This is a genomic window from Pseudoalteromonas sp. SS15 (assembly GCF_049257195.1).
GTDB lineage: Bacteria > Pseudomonadota > Gammaproteobacteria > Enterobacterales > Alteromonadaceae > Pseudoalteromonas.
On sequence record NZ_JBMMUD010000001.1, the window covers coordinates 613,761 to 630,747 of the forward strand.

At 39.4% G+C, this 16,987-nt stretch carries 16 protein-coding genes; 9 read left to right on the top strand and 7 right to left on the bottom strand.

From position 1 onward, the window contains the following. Positions 1–148: 148 nt before the first annotated feature. From AAEU28_RS02640 to AAEU28_RS02650, 3 genes are read left to right on the top strand one after another with little or no spacing between them, the layout of a single operon-like run. The gene (locus AAEU28_RS02640; RefSeq protein ID WP_421962835.1) at positions 149–2,071 is read left to right on the top strand and encodes a PrkA family serine protein kinase; all 1,923 of its coding nucleotides are present in this window, start codon (positions 149–151) and stop codon (positions 2,069–2,071) included. Between the two features lie 25 nt (positions 2,072–2,096). Next, positions 2,097–3,383, top strand: coding sequence for a YeaH/YhbH family protein (locus tag AAEU28_RS02645; protein ID WP_421962836.1), 1,287 nt, complete (start codon positions 2,097–2,099; stop codon positions 3,381–3,383). Between the two features lie 15 nt (positions 3,384–3,398). Next, entirely contained in the window at positions 3,399–4,913 is a 1,515-nt protein-coding gene (locus AAEU28_RS02650) for a SpoVR family protein (protein WP_421962837.1), read from the top strand. Positions 4,914–4,924: 11 nt separating this feature from the next. Here the strand turns inward: AAEU28_RS02650 and AAEU28_RS02655 are convergent, their stop codons facing one another. Both AAEU28_RS02655 and AAEU28_RS02660 read right to left on the bottom strand, forming a co-directional pair. After that, on the bottom strand, positions 4,925–5,896 hold the full coding sequence (locus AAEU28_RS02655; protein ID WP_421962838.1) for a diguanylate cyclase: 972 nt from the start codon (positions 5,894–5,896) through the stop codon (positions 4,925–4,927). 4 nt (positions 5,897–5,900) lie between these two features. Continuing rightward, positions 5,901–6,905: a response regulator gene (locus tag AAEU28_RS02660; protein WP_349286142.1), complete on the bottom strand. Its 1,005-nt coding sequence runs from the start codon at positions 6,903–6,905 to the stop codon at positions 5,901–5,903. Between the two features lie 193 nt (positions 6,906–7,098). Between AAEU28_RS02660 and tpx the strand changes: the two genes are divergently transcribed. Beyond that, positions 7,099–7,716, top strand: a complete 618-nt coding sequence (tpx, locus tag AAEU28_RS02665) for a thiol peroxidase (protein WP_421962839.1) — start codon at positions 7,099–7,101, stop codon at positions 7,714–7,716. A gap of 52 nt (positions 7,717–7,768) precedes the next feature. On the opposite strand, the gene adk is transcribed toward tpx, so the two are convergent. The 4 genes from adk to AAEU28_RS02685 all read right to left on the bottom strand — a co-directional run bounded on the left by adk (position 7,769) and on the right by AAEU28_RS02685 (position 11,897). After that, positions 7,769–8,413: an adenylate kinase gene (gene adk / locus AAEU28_RS02670; protein ID WP_058030092.1), complete on the bottom strand. Its 645-nt coding sequence runs from the start codon at positions 8,411–8,413 to the stop codon at positions 7,769–7,771. Positions 8,414–8,567: 154 nt separating this feature from the next. Continuing rightward, entirely contained in the window at positions 8,568–10,481 is a 1,914-nt protein-coding gene (gene htpG / locus AAEU28_RS02675; protein ID WP_421962840.1) for a molecular chaperone HtpG, read from the bottom strand. Positions 10,482–10,606: 125 nt separating this feature from the next. Then, positions 10,607–11,674 carry an AI-2E family transporter gene (locus AAEU28_RS02680; RefSeq protein WP_421962841.1) on the bottom strand — a complete coding sequence of 356 codons (1,068 nt, stop codon included), beginning with the start codon at positions 11,672–11,674 and terminating at the stop codon, positions 10,607–10,609. 1 nt (position 11,675) lies between these two features. Beyond that, positions 11,676–11,897 (bottom strand): hypothetical protein, encoded by a 222-nt coding sequence (locus AAEU28_RS02685; RefSeq protein ID WP_421962842.1) that lies wholly within the window; start codon positions 11,895–11,897, stop codon positions 11,676–11,678. Positions 11,898–12,024: 127 nt separating this feature from the next. On the opposite strand from AAEU28_RS02685, the gene AAEU28_RS02690 reads away from it, so the two are divergent. The 5 genes from AAEU28_RS02690 to AAEU28_RS02710 are packed head-to-tail and all read left to right on the top strand — an operon-like array spanning position 12,025 to position 15,536. Continuing rightward, positions 12,025–12,696: a hypothetical protein gene (locus AAEU28_RS02690; RefSeq protein ID WP_421962843.1), complete on the top strand. Its 672-nt coding sequence runs from the start codon at positions 12,025–12,027 to the stop codon at positions 12,694–12,696. A 1-nt stretch (position 12,697) separates the two neighbouring features. Further along, positions 12,698–14,146, top strand: a complete 1,449-nt coding sequence (locus AAEU28_RS02695) for a M48 family metalloprotease (protein WP_421962844.1) — start codon at positions 12,698–12,700, stop codon at positions 14,144–14,146. A gap of 51 nt (positions 14,147–14,197) precedes the next feature. Further along, the gene (gene arsC / locus AAEU28_RS02700) at positions 14,198–14,545 is read left to right on the top strand and encodes an arsenate reductase (glutaredoxin) (RefSeq protein WP_421962845.1); all 348 of its coding nucleotides are present in this window, start codon (positions 14,198–14,200) and stop codon (positions 14,543–14,545) included. After that, positions 14,545–15,096, top strand: a complete 552-nt coding sequence (gene wrbA, locus AAEU28_RS02705) for an NAD(P)H:quinone oxidoreductase (RefSeq protein ID WP_421962846.1) — start codon at positions 14,545–14,547, stop codon at positions 15,094–15,096. The genes arsC and wrbA overlap by 1 nt, the downstream gene beginning before the upstream one ends. After that, entirely contained in the window at positions 15,093–15,536 is a 444-nt protein-coding gene (locus AAEU28_RS02710; RefSeq protein WP_421962847.1) for a DUF2069 domain-containing protein, read from the top strand. Before wrbA ends, AAEU28_RS02710 begins: the two co-directional genes overlap by 4 nt. A gap of 97 nt (positions 15,537–15,633) precedes the next feature. Here the strand turns inward: AAEU28_RS02710 and AAEU28_RS02715 are convergent, their stop codons facing one another. Beyond that, the gene (locus AAEU28_RS02715; protein ID WP_421962848.1) at positions 15,634–16,962 is read right to left on the bottom strand and encodes an ankyrin repeat domain-containing protein; all 1,329 of its coding nucleotides are present in this window, start codon (positions 16,960–16,962) and stop codon (positions 15,634–15,636) included. Between the last annotated feature and the right edge of the window lie 25 nt (positions 16,963–16,987).

Here is a 16,987-nt window from a genome sequence, read left to right on the forward strand (position 1 = left end):
CTTTTTTGTACTTCCATCTATACCATTCATCAATTAAATATTTGGATTTTTTAGGCAATTTCCTAATTTCATGTCTAAGCTTTAAATATACCTTTTACTATTAAATAGTTTCTTATTCTTAGCTCACACAGGTTATTTGGAGGTCGTTATGACAATATTCGAACATTATCAAGCCAGATATGAAGCTTCCCAAGAAGAAGAATATTCAATCGCTGAATTTCTAGAGATCTGTAAGAACGATAAATCGGCGTATGCAAGTGCGGCAGAACGTTTACTCATGGCTATTGGTGAGCCTGAGATGGTTGATACTTCTACAGATGCAAGGCTAAGCCGATTATTTTCAAATCGTGTCATTGCTCGATACCCTGCTTTTAGCGAATTTTATGGCATGGAAGAGGCCATTGAACAAATCGTTTCATATCTAAAACATGCTGCGCAAGGTTTAGAAGAGTGTAAACAAGTACTTTACCTTCTCGGCCCGGTTGGTGGTGGTAAATCGTCGATTGCAGAAAAACTGAAATACCTAATGCAACAAGTTCCGATTTATGCCATCAAAGGGTCTCCTGTGAACGACCATCCCCTTTCTTTGTTTAATCCTGTAGAGGATGCAAACTTACTAGAGAAAGAATATGGTATTAAACCTCGCTATTTAAAAACTATCATGTCTCCTTGGGCAACCAAGCGCTTACATGAGTTTGGTGGAGACATCACTCAATTCAAAGTCGTTAAACGCTATCCGTCTATTTTAGATCAGGTGGCAATAGCGAAAACTGAACCTGGTGATGAAAACAATCAAGATATTTCTGCATTAGTGGGAAAAGTAGATATTCGGAAACTTGAACATTATGCACAAAATGATCCAGATGCTTATGCATACTCGGGTTCACTGTGTTTAGCAAACCAAGGCCTTATGGAGTTTGTTGAAATGTTCAAAGCACCAATTAAAGTGCTTCATCCTTTATTAACTGCAACGCAGGAAGGTAACTACAACGGTACAGAAGGCATTTCCGCGTTACCTTACAACGGTATGATATTAGCGCACTCGAATGAGTCTGAATGGCAAAGTTTCAAAAATAATAAAAACAATGAGGCATTCTTAGATCGAGTCTATATCGTAAAAGTGCCGTATTGCTTGAGAGTGTCTGAAGAAGTTAAAATTTATCAAAAGCTATTAGATAATAGCGAACTCTCTTCAGCGCCCTGTGCACCAGGTACCCTAGAAACACTTGCTAAATTTGTGTCGCTCTCAAGATTGCAGGAGCCTGAAAACTCAAGCATTTATTCTAAAATGAGAGTGTATGATGGTGAGAGTTTAAAAGACACAGATCCAAAAGCTAAGTCCTACCAAGAATATCGCGATTATGCGGGCGTCGATGAAGGCATGACGGGTTTATCTACTCGCTTTGCATTCAAGATTCTTTCTCGTGTATTCAATTTCGACCATGCTGAAGTTGCGGCCAACCCAGTTCATTTATTCTATGTACTAGAACAACAAATTGAGCGTGAGCAATTTAATGCTGAAGTACAAGAGCGTTACCTAAGCCACCTAAAAGGCTACTTAATTCCTCAGTATGTGGAGTTTATTGGTAAAGAGTTACAAACCGCTTATTTAGAGTCGTACTCAGAGTACGGCCAAAATATATTCGACCGTTATGTTACTTATGCTGATTTCTGGATCCAAGATCAAGAATACCGTGACCCTGATACAGGGCAGCTATTCGATAGAGCAGCTTTAAATGCAGAACTTGAGAAAATAGAGAAACCTGCCGGCATTTCTAATCCGAAAGATTTTAGAAATGAAATAGTCAACTTTGTATTAAGAGCGAGAGCGCATCACAACGGTGAAAATCCTGTTTGGACAAGTTATGAAAAATTACGCACTGTCATAGAGAAGAAAATGTTCTCAAATACTGAAGATCTTCTACCTGTGATTTCATTCAATGCCAAAACGTCTGCTGAAGACCAGAAGAAACACGAAGACTTCGTAAATCGTATGGTTGAAAAAGGTTACACAGAGAAGCAAGTTCGCTTGCTATCAGAATGGTATTTGAGAGTTAGAAAGTCTCAGTAAAGCGTGAGTTCTTGGAGGGTGATTTATGGCACATTTTATAGACCGTCGCCTGAATGGGAAGAATAAAAGTACGTTGAATCGTCAGCGCTTCATCAGACGGTATAAGAAGCAAATTAAAGAAGCAGTATCAGATGCGATAAATAAGAGAAGCGTCACCGATATAAGCAGTGGTGAAAGTATTTCAATACCACAGCGAGACATCAGTGAGCCTATTTTTCACCAAGGCAAAGGGGGTGATCGTGACATGATCCATCCTGGTAACGATCAATTCAGTACTGGCGATAAAATACAACGTCCCCCTTCTGGTCAGGGAGGGGGTGGCGGTGAAGGTGAAGCCAGTGATCAAGGTGAGGGTCAAGATGACTTTGTTTTTTCAATCTCGAAAGATGAGTATCTTGACCTGTTGTTTGAAGACTTAGAACTGCCTAACCTTCAACAAAGTCAACTTGACAAATTAGTGCAAATGAAAACTCACAGAGCAGGGTTTTGTAATGATGGTATGCCAAGCAATTTAGATATTGTTCGTTCCTTGCAAGGGTCGTTAGCAAGAAGAGTTGCAATGTCTGCTGGAAAAAAACGTCGATTAAAAGAGGCTGAAGAAGAGCTTGAGGCATTATTAAATGAAAGCGTGCCTCCAGAGCATCAAATTAATAATCTTAAGTTAGAAATAGAAGAGCTTAAACGTAAGATCGCAGCCGTACCTTTTATAGACAATTATGACCTACGTTTTCGTAATTACGAAAAACGCCCTCACCCAACAAGCAAAGCAGTTATGTTTTGCTTAATGGATGTATCAGGTTCAATGGATCAGGCTACGAAGGATATGGCAAAGCGTTTTTATATTTTACTTTATCAATTTCTAACTCGTACCTATAAAGATATTGAAGTCGTTTATATTAGGCATCATACCCAAGCAAAAGAAGTCGATGAACAAGAGTTTTTCTACTCTCAAGAAACGGGCGGCACCATTGTCTCTAGTGCACTTAAACTCATGGATGAAATAGTAAAAGAGCGTTACTCACAAGGTGACTGGAATATCTATGCAGCTCAGGCTTCAGACGGAGACAACTGGGCTGATGATTCGCCACACTGTACAGATATTCTTACCAATAAACTGCTTAAAACGGTTCGGTATTACGCTTATATAGAAATAACAACTCGCGCTCACCAAAGTCTTTGGCGTGAATATCAGGGCATTGCGCAAACCCACAGTAACTTTGCCATGCAGCATATTCGAAGTGTTGAAGATATTTATCCAATCTTCAGAGAGTTATTTAAAAAGAACCAAAAACAACATCAAGGCGCTGCTTAGTCTTAAGGAGGGGTTATGACATATAATCCGATCAACGACGGTCCTGACTGGACATTTGAACTACTTGAAGAATACCAAGCTGAAATTGCTCGTGTAGCGGAGTTTTACCGTTTAGACACCTACCCTAATCAAATTGAAGTTATCACTGCTGAGCAAATGATGGACGCGTACTCAAGTGTTGGTATGCCCATCGGCTATAGTCATTGGTCTTACGGTAAAAAGTTTATTCAAACTGAGCAAAATTATCGCCGAGGTCAAATGGGCCTAGCGTATGAGATTGTTATTAACTCGAACCCTTGTATCGCTTATTTAATGGAAGAAAATACTTTGCCCATGCAAGCGCTGGTAATGGCGCATGCATGCTATGGACATAACTCTTTTTTCAAAGGCAACTACTTATTTAAGACCTGGACCGATGCATCTTCTATCATAGATTATCTACTATTCGCCAAAAATTACATTTCTGAGTGCGAACAAAAATATGGCATTGATGAAGTAGAAAACCTAATTGACTCTTGTCATGCATTGATGAATTACGGTGTTGATAGATATAAACGACCCCAACAAATTTCAATGTATGAAGAACAAAAGCGTCAAAAGGAGCGAGAAGACTACTTACAATCTCAGGTAAATGAGCTTTGGCGTACAATTCCTAAAAATCAGCAAGAAGAAACGATAGATCAGCCACGATTCCCTTCTGAGCCACAAGAGAATATTCTTTATTTTATTGAGAAAAATGCCCCATTACTGGAGTCATGGCAACGGGAAATTATCAGAATAGTTCGAAAAATATCACAATATTTTTATCCGCAAAAACAAACTCAGGTGATGAATGAGGGGTGGGCGACATTCTGGCATTACACCATTCTGAATCATTTATATGATGAAGGAAAATTATCTGACGCATTTATGCTAGAGTTTTTGCAAAGTCACACCAATGTTGTTTTTCAACCGCCTTACAACAGTAAATTTTACTCCGGTATAAACCCCTATGCGCTCGGTTTTAATATGATGACAGATATTAGGCGTATTTGTGAGAACCCAAACGAAGAAGATAAACGTTGGTTTCCAGAATTTGCTGGCGCAGATTGGCTTGATACCCTGCATTTTGCCATGCAGAACTTTAAAGATGAAAGCTTTATTAGTCAGTTTTTATCCCCGAAACTGATCAGAGATTTCAAGCTCTTTACCATTATCGACAAACAAAAAGCGCCACATTTAGAAGTTGGTGCTATTCATAATGAAGAAGGTTACCAAAAGGTTCGTTCTGCGCTCTCAGCACAGTACAATTTGAGTAATCATGAGCCCAACATACAAGTCTATAACGTGGACGTAAGAGGTGATAGATCTCTCACACTTCGCTACGTACCACAAAATGGTATTCCACTTCATGATTCAAAAGCAGAAGTAATTAAACACCTTTATAGACTTTGGGGTTTTACTGTTCGACTTGAACAAGTGAATGAGTCGGACATAGTTGAAACAATTGCACAATGTCCTAAGGAAGAAGATGCTAAAAAAGTAAGCTGAACTTAGTCAGCTTACTCTTTCATATCTTTACTAAAACAGGCGACACGGTTACGGCCTGTTTCTTTGGCGTGGTATAAAGCAATATCAGCCGCTTCAATCCATTCTTCATGTTTTTGAAAATCGCTTGAAAAAGTAGCGACTCCAATGCTGACAGTGACTTTAATTACTTTATCATCATAAAAAATGGAAGATTTTTCGATTAAAGAACGCAGCCTATCTGCAAACACCACAGCCCCCTCTTGAGAGGTATCGACTAAAGTAACTGCAAACTCTTCGCCACCATAACGACCAGCAGTATCCGACTCTCTTAATGTTTTCTTGAGCAGATCAGAGATATGTCTAATTGCTTCATCGCCGCCACCATGACCATACTCATCATTGATCTTCTTAAAGAAATCAATGTCGAACATTAACAAGCTACTGGCACCTTGGCTTCTTTGTAATCTTAGAAACTCTTTTTTAAGTTGATCTTCCCAGAACCCCCTGTTCGAGAGCTTAGTTAAGCTATCTGTACGGCTCATTTTTTCAAGTTGACGATTGGCTAGTTCAAGGTCTTGCTTGTTCACCGCCTCATCCGTCACATCGTATATTATTAGGCAAATGTGACTCACTTCACCTGTAAGCGTGGTCAGTGGTATTATGGTTGAATTCTGATACATATGATCAGCTTTACCAGTGATCGGACGGTAATTTTTAAACCTAAAAATATAAGGTTGCTGCTCCCAAATAGTGAAAGAGCGATTTTTTAAAACAAAAACTGGCTCTGTTTTACTTCTAAACCACTTCTCATCAAGGCTTGGAAATAAATCAAATATATCTTTATCTTTTACCGCGCTTGGTAATAGCCCTGAATGGTTTTCCATAAAACCATTCCATACACAGACCTGATAATTTCTGTCTAACACAACTAGACCGACGTCAACTGTGTTGAACATATCCATCAGCCAGTGAACTTCATTCATGTCAAAATCTGCAGCAGGCATACGATTATTCTTCTAGTAAATAAGCAACTTTATATTTGAGGGTCTTAATTGAATCCTCAGTAAATAACAGCATCAGATCACATTTAATATCGTGATCTTCAATACCATAGCTAATCTCAATCGCTAATGTTCTTTGCCAGCGACCCTTATTAGCTTTAACCAGATCTGACACTTCACAATGTTGACCCAATACAACCGGGTGTCCTTGACTAAATGGCATATCTAGCTGGCGAGACAGTCCTGACAAAATAGCACCAATCAGTATGTTGCTAATATCCATCAAAAGCTCTAACTCAACCTTATTATTTAATTCCCCTGAATAATTCATTAGGGAGGCAATTTCTTTAAAACTGGAGTCATTTAATAACAGCAAGGCTTCACCAGACACGCCGCCGCCGATAAACCCCTGACATACGCCAGATGTCGATGCATTTGCATCAATGGCTTGAAGCGCCATGTGAAGCTCGCTCACTTCCAAGACATTAACATTTGGTATTGGTAATTCAACGAACACATTTAGTAATCGTGCAAGTAAATCACCTGCTTGACCCATTGCAACGTTGGTTAATTCTTGATAAATGTCTCGTAATTCAGAGTCTACTTGTTCACCTAATTTGTGAACTAAGCTTTCACGAATTGCTCTATCTCGAATACCATGCTGCTCTATGATTTCTATCAGCTTTTCTTTATCACAGGGTTTACGAATAAAATCAATTGCACCTAAAGACATCACACGCTCATGAGCATTTGGCTGAATATCACCAGAGACAACCACTGTCAGCACATTTAATTGCTGCTCATTGATAGCTTGAAGTACTTCATAGCCGTCCATATGTGGCATGTTTAGATCTAAGAAAAGTATTTCTGGAGAGAACTGTTTGATTTTTTCAAGGCAGTCTAAACCGTGCTCTGCAAATTCAACTTTGATATCCCAGTCTTCTGGTAACGAACGGGCCAATTGCCGACGCGCAAGTTTGGAATCATCACAAATTAATACCAATGTTGACATAAAAGCTCTCTTCACTGTTGAACTACAAGTTACCGTAATTCTCTTTTGATTATAATTATTTGAAGTGCAGAACGATTGCAAATGTTAATAAATTTGGCTTAGATTTACAACGCAATTATTCTTAGTAACATATCGTTTGATTATAAGTATAATACAGTTGAAACAATTAAGTTAACCCAATAAGGAATACTTTATGCTGAAAAAAATCATACTGGCGTTGAGTTTAGCTTCATCAGCAACTCTTGCACTAGAAATTGAAGAGAATCAAATCGATAAAGGCAAAGTATTTGCGCAAGGTAAAGAGGTTACTTTATTGGGTAAAGGTGTAACTATCGGGCAAAAAGCACCAAATTTCAAAGTGGTTGATGCTCAGTTTAAAGCGGTTACATTAAATGATTTTTCAGGCAAAGCGGTATTAATAAGTATAGTGCCTAGCCTTGATACAGGTGTATGTAGTTTACAAACTAAATTCTTTAATCAAGAAGTCGCAGACAAATACAACAACATAGAAATGCTCACCATCAGTGCTGACCTACCATTCGCACAAAAACGCTTCTGTGCAGTTGAAGGCATAGATAAAATCCAAACGCTATCCGACTCAGTTTGGCGAGATTTCGGTAAGCAATATGGGCTTTATATTAAGGACATGGGCCTTTTGAGCAGAGCTATTCTGGTTTTAGACAAAGAGCACAAAGTGACATATAAACAACTAGTGTCAAATCTTGCCACTGAGCCAAATTACGAAGAGGTTATCACACACCTCAATCAGCTATCTGGCAAAACGACAGAGCCCAAAACTGACACAGAATAAAACGAAAAAAGCCGCAAATGCGGCTTTTTTAATTACTGGCTAAAAAAATTAATTAACCTAGTAATTCACCTAGCTGAGCGCTTACCGCTTCTACAGCCTGTGTACCATCTAAACGGTGGTACTGAGTATTGCCCTGCTCTGCTTCTGCTTGGTAGTAATCAACTAGTGGTTTTGTTTGGTCGTGGTAGATACCTAAACGCTTACGTACTGTTTCTTCAACGTCATCATCACGAATGATAAGGTCTTCACCCGTTACGTCATCTTTTCCTTCCACTTTAGGTGGATTGTAAACTACATGGTAAACACGACCAGAACCTGGGTGTACACGGCGACCGCCCATACGCTCAACGATGATCTCATCAGCAACGTCAAACTCAATAACGTGGTCGATAGCAATGCCATTCTCTTTCATTGCATCCGCTTGAGGGATTGTGCGTGGGAAACCATCTAGTAAGAAACCATTTTCGCAATCAGCTTTAGCAATACGCTCTTTCACTAGACCGATGATGATTTCATCAGAAACTAGCTGACCTGCGTCCATTACTTTCTTAGCTTCAAGACCCAGAGGCGTGCCCTCTTTGATTGCAGCACGTAGCATATCACCAGTTGAGATCTGTGGAATGCCGTATTTGTCCATTAAAAATTGAGCTTGAGTGCCTTTACCTGCACCCGGCGCGCCTAGAAGGATGATGCGCATAGTGTGTTCCTCTTATTCGGGAGTTTATTTGAAGTTGTTGGGATTTTTTCACAAGCTGCATGTTATCTCAAGCAACTTATACTAATTGCTGATTAACTGCACAAAAAAAGGGGCCAAAGTGATACTTTGGCCCCTTTAATATTCAATTAAGCGGTTACTTGCTTAAATCAAGCATTAGCTTGTTAAGTTTCGCTACGAATGCAGCTGGATCTTTCAGGCTGCCGCGCTCTGCCAACAAGGCTTGGTCTAGTAATACATCAGACCATTGTACAAATTTATCTTCATCTTGCTCAACGTTTAAGTGTTTCACAAGTTGATGTTCAGGGTTTAGTTCAAAGATTGGCTTCGCTTCTGGTACTGCTTGGCCTACTGATTCCATCAGCTTTTGCATTTGTGAACTCATGTCGTTGTCATCAACAACAACACACGCCGGAGAGTCAGTCAAGCGGTGCGTGAAGCGCACTTCTTTAACTTTGTCGCCTAATACTGTTTTAATGCGCTCAACTAAGCCTTCAACTTCTTTTTCGCTTTCTTCTTGCGCTTTCTTTGTTTCTTCGTCGTCTAAATCACCTAGGTCTAAGTCACCGCGAGTAATTGATGCAAACTGCTTTTCGTTGAACTCAGTTAAGTGACTCATCATCCACTCATCAACGCGATCTGCCATAAGTAGTACTTCGATGCCTTTCTTGCGGAAGATTTCTAAATGAGGAGAGCTCTTCGCCGCCTCGAAGCTATCTGCAACAACATAGTAAATCTTATCTTGCCCTTCTTTCATACGCTCAATGTATTGCTCTAAAGACACATTTTCAGTGCTTTCGTCAGTATGCGTTGAGCTGAAACGAAGTAGCTTCGCAATGGCTTCTTTATTAGAGATATCTTCAGCAGGACCTTCTTTTAATACCTTACCGAATTCATTCCAGAATGTTTGATACTCTTCTGGTTTGTTCTTGCCCATGCGATCAAGCATTTTAAGTACACGAGATGTACAGCCTTTGCGGATCGCTTGAGTGATCTTATTATCTTGTAGAATCTCACGTGATACGTTTAGTGGTAAATCGTTTGAATCTAGAAGACCTTTCACAAAACGAAGATAGCTTGGCATAAACTGCTCTGCATCATCCATAATAAATACGCGCTGTACGTAAAGCTTCAAGCCACTTTGACGGTCACGGTTCCATAAATCGAATGGTGCTTTTTTAGGAATATAAAGCAAGCTAGTATACTCAGTCTTACCTTCTACTTTGTTGTGTGCCCAAGTTAGAGGCTCTTCCCAGTCATGACCTACGTGCTTATAGAACTCTTTATATTCTTCGTCAGAAACTTCTGATTTGTCGCGCGTCCAAAGCGCTGTCGCACGGTTAATAGCTTCCCACTCGCCTGGTTGCGCCGGGATTTTCTCACCGTCTGGGCCTTCAGACTCTTCAACAGGTTGCTTATACATTTCAACTGGAATTGAAATATGATCTGAATACTTAGTCACGATACTACGTAAACGGTACTCTTCTAAAAACTCCGTTTCGTCTTCACGTAAATGAAGGATAATATCTGTACCGCGCGATGCTTTTTCAACTTCAGCCAGTGTAAATTCACCTTCACCTTTTGAATGCCATTCTACTGCCTTTTCTTCGCCAGCCTTACGTGTCACAACCGTTACTGCATCAGCAACAATAAATGCTGAATAGAAACCAACACCAAACTGACCGATTAATTGTGAATCTTTTGCTTGGTCACCAGATAAGTTTTGGAAAAATTCTGCAGTACCAGACTTTGCAATCGTACCAAGTGAGTTGATCACTTCTTCGCGGGTCATACCAATACCGTTATCTGAGATAGTTACGGTTTTTGCGTCTTTATCTGCACTAATACGAACGCGTAAGTTTGCATCACCCTCGTAAAGGTCACCGTTTTGCAGCGCTAAAAAGCGAAGCTTGTCAGCTGCATCCGATGCGTTTGAAACCAATTCACGTAAAAAGATCTCTTTATTTGAATATAAAGAGTGGATCATTAGGTTTAGTAATTGTTTGACTTCTGTTTGAAAGCCTAATGTTTCTTTTTGAGCTGTGGTCATCTTTATCTCCGATTAAACCAGTATTTGCACAGTGTTATGAGGTATATGGGGCGAGGAAAAATAACTTCAAGAGGAAATTTGAAATTTTTTGCGCTGCAATGACTGCAGCGCAAAAAAAAGAATGTTTAGTTTTGAACTTGGGGCTTCCAACTATCAGACCAAGCATTGAACAATGCTTTCACAAGCGATGCCATTGGGATTGCAAAAAATACCCCCCAAAAGCCCCACAAACCGCCAAAGAATAACACTGCAACAATAATAAATACTGGGTTCAGGTCTACCGCTTCGGAGAATAAAAGTGGGACTAATACATTACCGTCTAAGGCTTGAATGATCCCATACACAATTAAAATGGTCCAAAATTGCGTATCTAATCCGAATTGGAACATAGCCACCGCAGCAACCGGAATAGTCACTAACGCTGCTCCTACAAATGGAATAAGTACAGAGAAACCAACTAATGCTCCTAGTAGCGCCGCATAGCGTAAATCTAAAATCCAAAACGCGACAAACGTGGCAGTACCAATAATGAGAATTTCTAGCACCTTACCACGTATGTAGTTCATAATCTGATGATCCATTTCATGCCAAACTTGCTGAATAAGACGTCTGTCTTTAGGCACCAATACAGACATACTTTTAGTGAGTACATCTTTGTCTTTTAACATAAAGAAAACCAGTAATGGCACTAAGATTAAATAAATCATCCAAGCGACAATATCTTTAATAGAGGTTAGTGAGAACGATAAGATAACTTGTCCGGCTTCAAGAATTTTATTCTCTGTACTGGCAACTAATGCTTTTACTTGTTCACCTGAGATAAGCGTAGGATATTGCTCTGGAAGATGTAAAAGTAAGTCTTTACCCTCTTCTAACATCACTGGCGCTTCTTGTAATAAATTACTCAGTTGTTGCCATAATACCGGGATAAGCCCTAATGCCATGGTCAGCAACACGCCAGAAAAAAGTAAAATAATAAAACTTGTCGCTAACACACGGCTTTTTATAACATTTTCAATTTTAGCAACTGGCCACTCTAATAAATATGCAATAACCAAAGCCACCAACACAGGAAGAATAAATGGGCCAAATAAATAGAGCGAAACAGCCAGCCCCAACACAATAAACAGAAGCGTGACAGAATTAGGATCAGAAAATTTATTCTTGTACCACTTTGAAACAAGTTCAAACATATTAAAGATTCACCTCTATATAAGGATAAGGTTTAGCATCATGGTGCTGAGTGTAGCTAAACTTTTTTGCTTCTAAAAAAAATAGAATGTCATTTATCAGTTGCTTTTGTTCATAAATAAAACATACAGATTGCTTATTTAATTGTGCTTGCTTTAACTGAAGTTTAAATTGCACAAATAATTGTGGGCACTGATAAGTACTTAAATCAATTGTTAAACACATAACCGCTTTACCAAATTTTACCCGCGATAGTGTAACATTAAAAAATTACACATAACCATCTACAAAGTAGATAGCTCAGCCACAATCGTTTATTCTATAAATAGTTTTACTTTTTTTACGCGTATTTATGGCAAGAGTTAACAACAAAGCAAAGTTACCTGATAACCCGACACTTAAAGACATCAACTGGTATAAGAAGCAGCTTAACTGGGGTGAGCTGCCGCCTTTCTATCATTTAGTTGCCTCTTCCGTCAGTGAAAGTGACGGACTGTTCCAACATGGGTTTGATAATGCTGTTACACGCCTAGTTGACAAGCGTAACTGGAATTTAGCACTACTAGACGGCTATGAAGACGATAACGGCAACATCTTTTGTGAAAATAAACCCAAAATAGCCATAGACCAAGTTTTTACTGACCGAGGTTTTGAATTATGGGCACTGCCATACGCAAAAGATAAACCCTTAGAAACTGATATGTTAATTAAGGATAATAAGTTTCTAGAATTTAATACCTGGGACCCTCATGCAATGAAGACGCTTCTGCGCTTCAATCAACTACATAAATTTATTGCATTCTATTTCGAACGTGGCGATGTTGCAGACAAAGCCCTTATCCTTCATTCTCATAAAGTAGTGCATAAAATTATTACGTATCTAAAAAAAGAAATGAACGTTGTTACAGTTAAAGGGGTCTCAATAAAAGAATTCTATCAACTGTGCGAAAAAGACAGCCGTATGTGTAGCGATGAGATTGACTTAGCTCAGATCATGCTTGGACTTAGCGGCAATAAGGAATAACATGCTCAAAAGCTTATTGCTGAGTGGTTTACTCAGCACTATGCTACTATTTTCAAGTAGTTCAATTGCTCAAACAGACTTTAAATTGCCCGATTTAGGCTCATCTGCTTTAGAAGTGCTCCCCATTGATAAAGAAAAAGCCTTGGGTAAAGTCATGATGATGCAGATCAGAGGCGGTTCACCGCTTGTTCAAGACCCAGTTTTAGACGAATACATATCGTCTCTTGGCAATAAGCTTGTTGCAAATGCCAACAATGTGCGCTTTCCGTTCACATTCTTTATGATCGATAATCAAGCCATTAATGCATTTGCTTTTTATGGTGGTCACGTCGGTATTCATACCGGTTTGATTGCGCAATCAGATAACGAAAGTCAACTTGCCTCGGTGCTGGGGCACGAAATTGCGCACGTCACACAGCGACACCTAGCGAGACGTTTACAACATCAAAAAGATAATTCAGCAATGACTGTCGCAGGTATTGTCACTGGCATACTTGCAACAATAATTGCGCCTGATGCTGGCATGGCAATCCTGTCGGCAAGTACTACTCAGGCGGGTTTAAGTCAATTGTCTCACAGTCGAAAAGCTGAGCAAGAAGCAGATCGCTTTGGGATGCAAACCTTATATAACGCAGGATTCGATCCCTCTCAAGCTGGTGCCTTTTTAACAAAATTGTCAAACCAGGTACGTTTTCAAACCAAACCACCAGCGTTTTTACTAACTCACCCACTACCTGATTCTCGAGTTTCAGATGTGAGATTAAGAGCACAACAATACCAAGCGAGGCAAATACAGCCAAGTGAAGACTTTAACTTAGCTAAAAGCCGTGTCATTGCAAGATATCAATTAGACAGCAAAGATGCTCAAGCTTTTTTTGAGAATGAAATTCGCAAATCAACTTCACTTGATAAAAAACATCTAGAATACGGTCTTGCCATCAGCTTACTGGATCAAAAACAAGCTAAAGAAGCTGAAAAAATATTGCAGCCTCTACTTGATGACGAGCCTAACAACTTATTTTATTTAGATGTTTATACCGATATTTTGATTAGCCTTGGGCAATCAGAACAAGCGGTAGAAATGTTAACCAAACATAATAATTTACGACCAAATAATCAGGTATTGGCTTTAAATTACGCAAACTCAGCAATTAAAGCAAAGCAGTATGATATTGCTGAGCAAACCCTAAAATTATTTTTACTCGATGAGCCTGAACACTTACTTGCAAAAGAGTTGCTCGCTGAGCTCTATAAGAATAATGGCGACCAAGCAGCCTATTATGAAGCCAAAGCAAGTGTGCTCGCTTCTTACGGTGCTTTTCTCAAAGCCGCTGATGAGGTACAACGTGCACTTAATCATGTTGATACTTTAGAAACCGTCAAGAAAACCAGACTCAAAGCACTTTTAAAACAATATAGACAGATGCAGAAAGAGCTTGCCAAACTTTAAGTCTTTGCCTCGTTCACTTAAAATACGCAAAATTTAATTTAGGAAATGAATATGTCTGTAACCATTTATCATAACCCGCGTTGTTCAAAGTCACGTGAAACGCTCGCTTTACTAGAAACGAATGGTGTGACACCAGAAATCGTTGAATATTTAAAATCGCCCGTTGATTTAAGCACTTTAGATACTTTACTTGCTCAGTTAGGTTTTGAATCGGCACATCAACTTGTACGTAGTAAAGAAACACTTTACAAAGAATTGGGCTTGAATAAAGACACAGATGAAGCCGCTCTTAAACAAGCAATGTTAGAGAACCCTAAACTGATTGAGCGCCCTATCGTAGTAAAAGGCGATAAAGCGGCGATTGGTCGTCCACCTGAGTCTGTGCTGGCTATTCTTTAATGACCACATTATTGGTTTTGTTTCATTCTAGCCACGGCTCTGTGAGAGCCATGGCCAATGAAATTGCAGAAGCTGCTGAATCACAAGGTGCAACCGTGTTGCTTCGCACTTTTGAGCAAAGAGAAACTCATGACATCGTCGTCTCAAAAGACGACCTGTTGCGATGTGACGCACTTGCATTTGGCACACCTACTCGATTTGGCATGATGGCAGCACAAGCCAAACAATTTTGGGAAACAACCAGTGATATCTGGTTAAAAGGTCAGCTTATTGACAAACCGGCTTGTGTGTTTACTTCTTCAAGTAGCATGCATGGTGGTAATGAAGCAACATTACTTAACTTATCGCTACCATTACTACATCATGGCATGATGTTACTAGGTGTCCCCTATGATGTGCCTGAATTATCTCAAACTACCACTGGTGGCACACCTTACGGTGCCAGTCATGTTGCTGGCACTACAAATACATCAATGCTCAGTGAGACAGAAACGAAAATCTGTCGCTCTGTTGGAAAACGTCTCATCACTATTGCTGAAAAATTAAAATGACATCTGTAGAAAAAAAGCCGCTAACTAAGCGCTTTCAAAATATGGCTTTAACAGGCTACGTAGGTTTGCTGATTTTAATGCCACTGTGGTTATTTGTACTTTCTCCTAGAGAAGGTCACAGCCTTGGGTTTATGTTTACGGTATATATTCTTCCGCTACTGTTACCCTTACGAGGGTTTATAAAAGATAACCCTTACACTTACGCTTGGGCAAACTTCATCGTATTGATTTACTTCTTGCATGGCTTCACCTTGTTGTGGATTGCAACTGATGAGCTACTTTGGGTGCTGTTAGAGCTACTCTTTGCAAGTTTAATGTTCGTTGGTTGTACATATTATGCAAAACACCGTGGTCAAGAACTGGGGTTAAGAATTCGTAAGCTCAAACAAGATCTCGCTGATGAAAAGGCAGCACACGAACATACTGAAGAACAAGATTGATACCGCTCCTTAATCATACTCAGTTTTAAATATAAAAAAGAGCACCAACTGGTGCTCTTTTTTATTTGTAGTCTTGTATTTTAAAACAGAAGATAAATTAACTTGTTAAGACGGTAAATAACACAAGCAGTGATAACATGACTTGTAAGCTCGTACTCAAATAGGCTTTGCCATAAAGAAGCTTTAAAGACCAAGGGTGTCGTTTAACCGGATACAAGGCCCCTCTTTTGATTTTCCGAGATAGCGTAATGAGCGCAATGCTCAAGATAGAGAAAAACCACACACTTTCACTTTTATAATCAAAAGTATCACTAAAGAATAACGACAGCTGAAGTGGAAATGCAAAACATACTATTGCCACAAATATGTGCACTAATCTGATTTTATTATATTGCTCCCCTTCTGACAGCTCTTTAATACCATGCTGTTCAAGCGTCTTCTTCGCGATAAATGCACCATGCTTCAATGCTAAACGGTAAGGTGTTTGCCCTAAGTCATTAACAACTTTTGCCTTGCAATCATGCTTAAATAGCAAAGCTATCATGGCTGAAGAATTAGATAGAACCGCGAAGTGCATTAATCCATTTCCGTCTTCGTCTTTTTGGCTAAGATCCTGTGAATCAATAAGTTGTTCGACAATACTCACAAAGCCCTGCTCGATAGCATGCATAAATGCGTTTTTGCCATGCTCGTCAACTAATGTAGCTCTTGCACCTTGCTTTATATATTCAATCAGTTCTGCTTGTTTTACATGCTCTGAGGTGATCAAATTCAGCAGAGCTTGTTCTGTGAGACTCTTGACTTCATCTTCATCAATTAAGTGGCTCAGTAAATCAAAAACAGGTTCATCTGAATTAGTTTGAGTAAGTAAATATTGGGTCGTTTCATCAAGGTTCAGCAAACAATCAGGAAGAAGTGCAATCAGGGGCTCTTTTAAAACATCTTGTCGCCAACAGGTGAGTAGTTGTTTTGGTGACAAATTGACGCCATTTTGAATCGTCCAAAGTATGACATCAGCCATAAGTTTATCAGACAACAACTCGAAAAAGTCAGGGTATGAAACACAGTTGAGCTGGGCGTTAATTTGACTGTATTGAGCTAGACGCTGAATAAGCATTAACACAATTGCTTGATGATCGAGCCCTGCCTGATTGAAATGAGAAACCAGCATTTCTGTATACGTGCGGTGTTCTTCTTCATATTCATCGATATGTTGAAAATGACAGGCTTCAAATGGGTCTAGTGGCTTAAGCCAAATCAAATAGAAAACTGGCGGTAAAATGGTACTTTCAACACCTTGCTCATCGGTTAAGGTCTGACATTCAGGCCAAGCTTCTAGTGCATCGAGAATGAATGCGCCATTTTGCTCCGCAAGCCCTTTAAGAAGTAATGGATATTGTGCAGGCCAAATTAAAACTTTTTCCATCAATTACTCACAAACTTTGAAGCTA

What these genes read in the sequence shown, in the direction of transcription:
- AAEU28_RS02640 (WP_421962835.1), top strand. Translation starts at nt 149, where the DNA reads ATGACAATATTCGAACATTATCAAGCCAGATATGAAGCTTCCCAAGAA.
- AAEU28_RS02645 (WP_421962836.1), top strand. Translation starts at nt 2,097, where the DNA reads ATGGCACATTTTATAGACCGTCGCCTGAATGGGAAGAATAAAAGTACG.
- AAEU28_RS02650 (WP_421962837.1), top strand. Translation starts at nt 3,399, where the DNA reads ATGACATATAATCCGATCAACGACGGTCCTGACTGGACATTTGAACTA.
- AAEU28_RS02655 (WP_421962838.1), bottom strand. Translation starts at nt 5,896, where the DNA reads ATGCCTGCTGCAGATTTTGACATGAATGAAGTTCACTGGCTGATGGAT.
- AAEU28_RS02660 (WP_349286142.1), bottom strand. Translation starts at nt 6,905, where the DNA reads ATGTCAACATTGGTATTAATTTGTGATGATTCCAAACTTGCGCGTCGG.
- tpx (WP_421962839.1), top strand. Translation starts at nt 7,099, where the DNA reads ATGCTGAAAAAAATCATACTGGCGTTGAGTTTAGCTTCATCAGCAACT.
- adk (WP_058030092.1), bottom strand. Translation starts at nt 8,413, where the DNA reads ATGCGCATCATCCTTCTAGGCGCGCCGGGTGCAGGTAAAGGCACTCAA.
- htpG (WP_421962840.1), bottom strand. Translation starts at nt 10,481, where the DNA reads ATGACCACAGCTCAAAAAGAAACATTAGGCTTTCAAACAGAAGTCAAA.
- AAEU28_RS02680 (WP_421962841.1), bottom strand. Translation starts at nt 11,674, where the DNA reads ATGTTTGAACTTGTTTCAAAGTGGTACAAGAATAAATTTTCTGATCCT.
- AAEU28_RS02685 (WP_421962842.1), bottom strand. Translation starts at nt 11,897, where the DNA reads ATGTGTTTAACAATTGATTTAAGTACTTATCAGTGCCCACAATTATTT.
- AAEU28_RS02690 (WP_421962843.1), top strand. Translation starts at nt 12,025, where the DNA reads ATGGCAAGAGTTAACAACAAAGCAAAGTTACCTGATAACCCGACACTT.
- AAEU28_RS02695 (WP_421962844.1), top strand. Translation starts at nt 12,698, where the DNA reads ATGCTCAAAAGCTTATTGCTGAGTGGTTTACTCAGCACTATGCTACTA.
- arsC (WP_421962845.1), top strand. Translation starts at nt 14,198, where the DNA reads ATGTCTGTAACCATTTATCATAACCCGCGTTGTTCAAAGTCACGTGAA.
- wrbA (WP_421962846.1), top strand. Translation starts at nt 14,545, where the DNA reads ATGACCACATTATTGGTTTTGTTTCATTCTAGCCACGGCTCTGTGAGA.
- AAEU28_RS02710 (WP_421962847.1), top strand. Translation starts at nt 15,093, where the DNA reads ATGACATCTGTAGAAAAAAAGCCGCTAACTAAGCGCTTTCAAAATATG.
- AAEU28_RS02715 (WP_421962848.1), bottom strand. Translation starts at nt 16,962, where the DNA reads ATGGAAAAAGTTTTAATTTGGCCTGCACAATATCCATTACTTCTTAAA.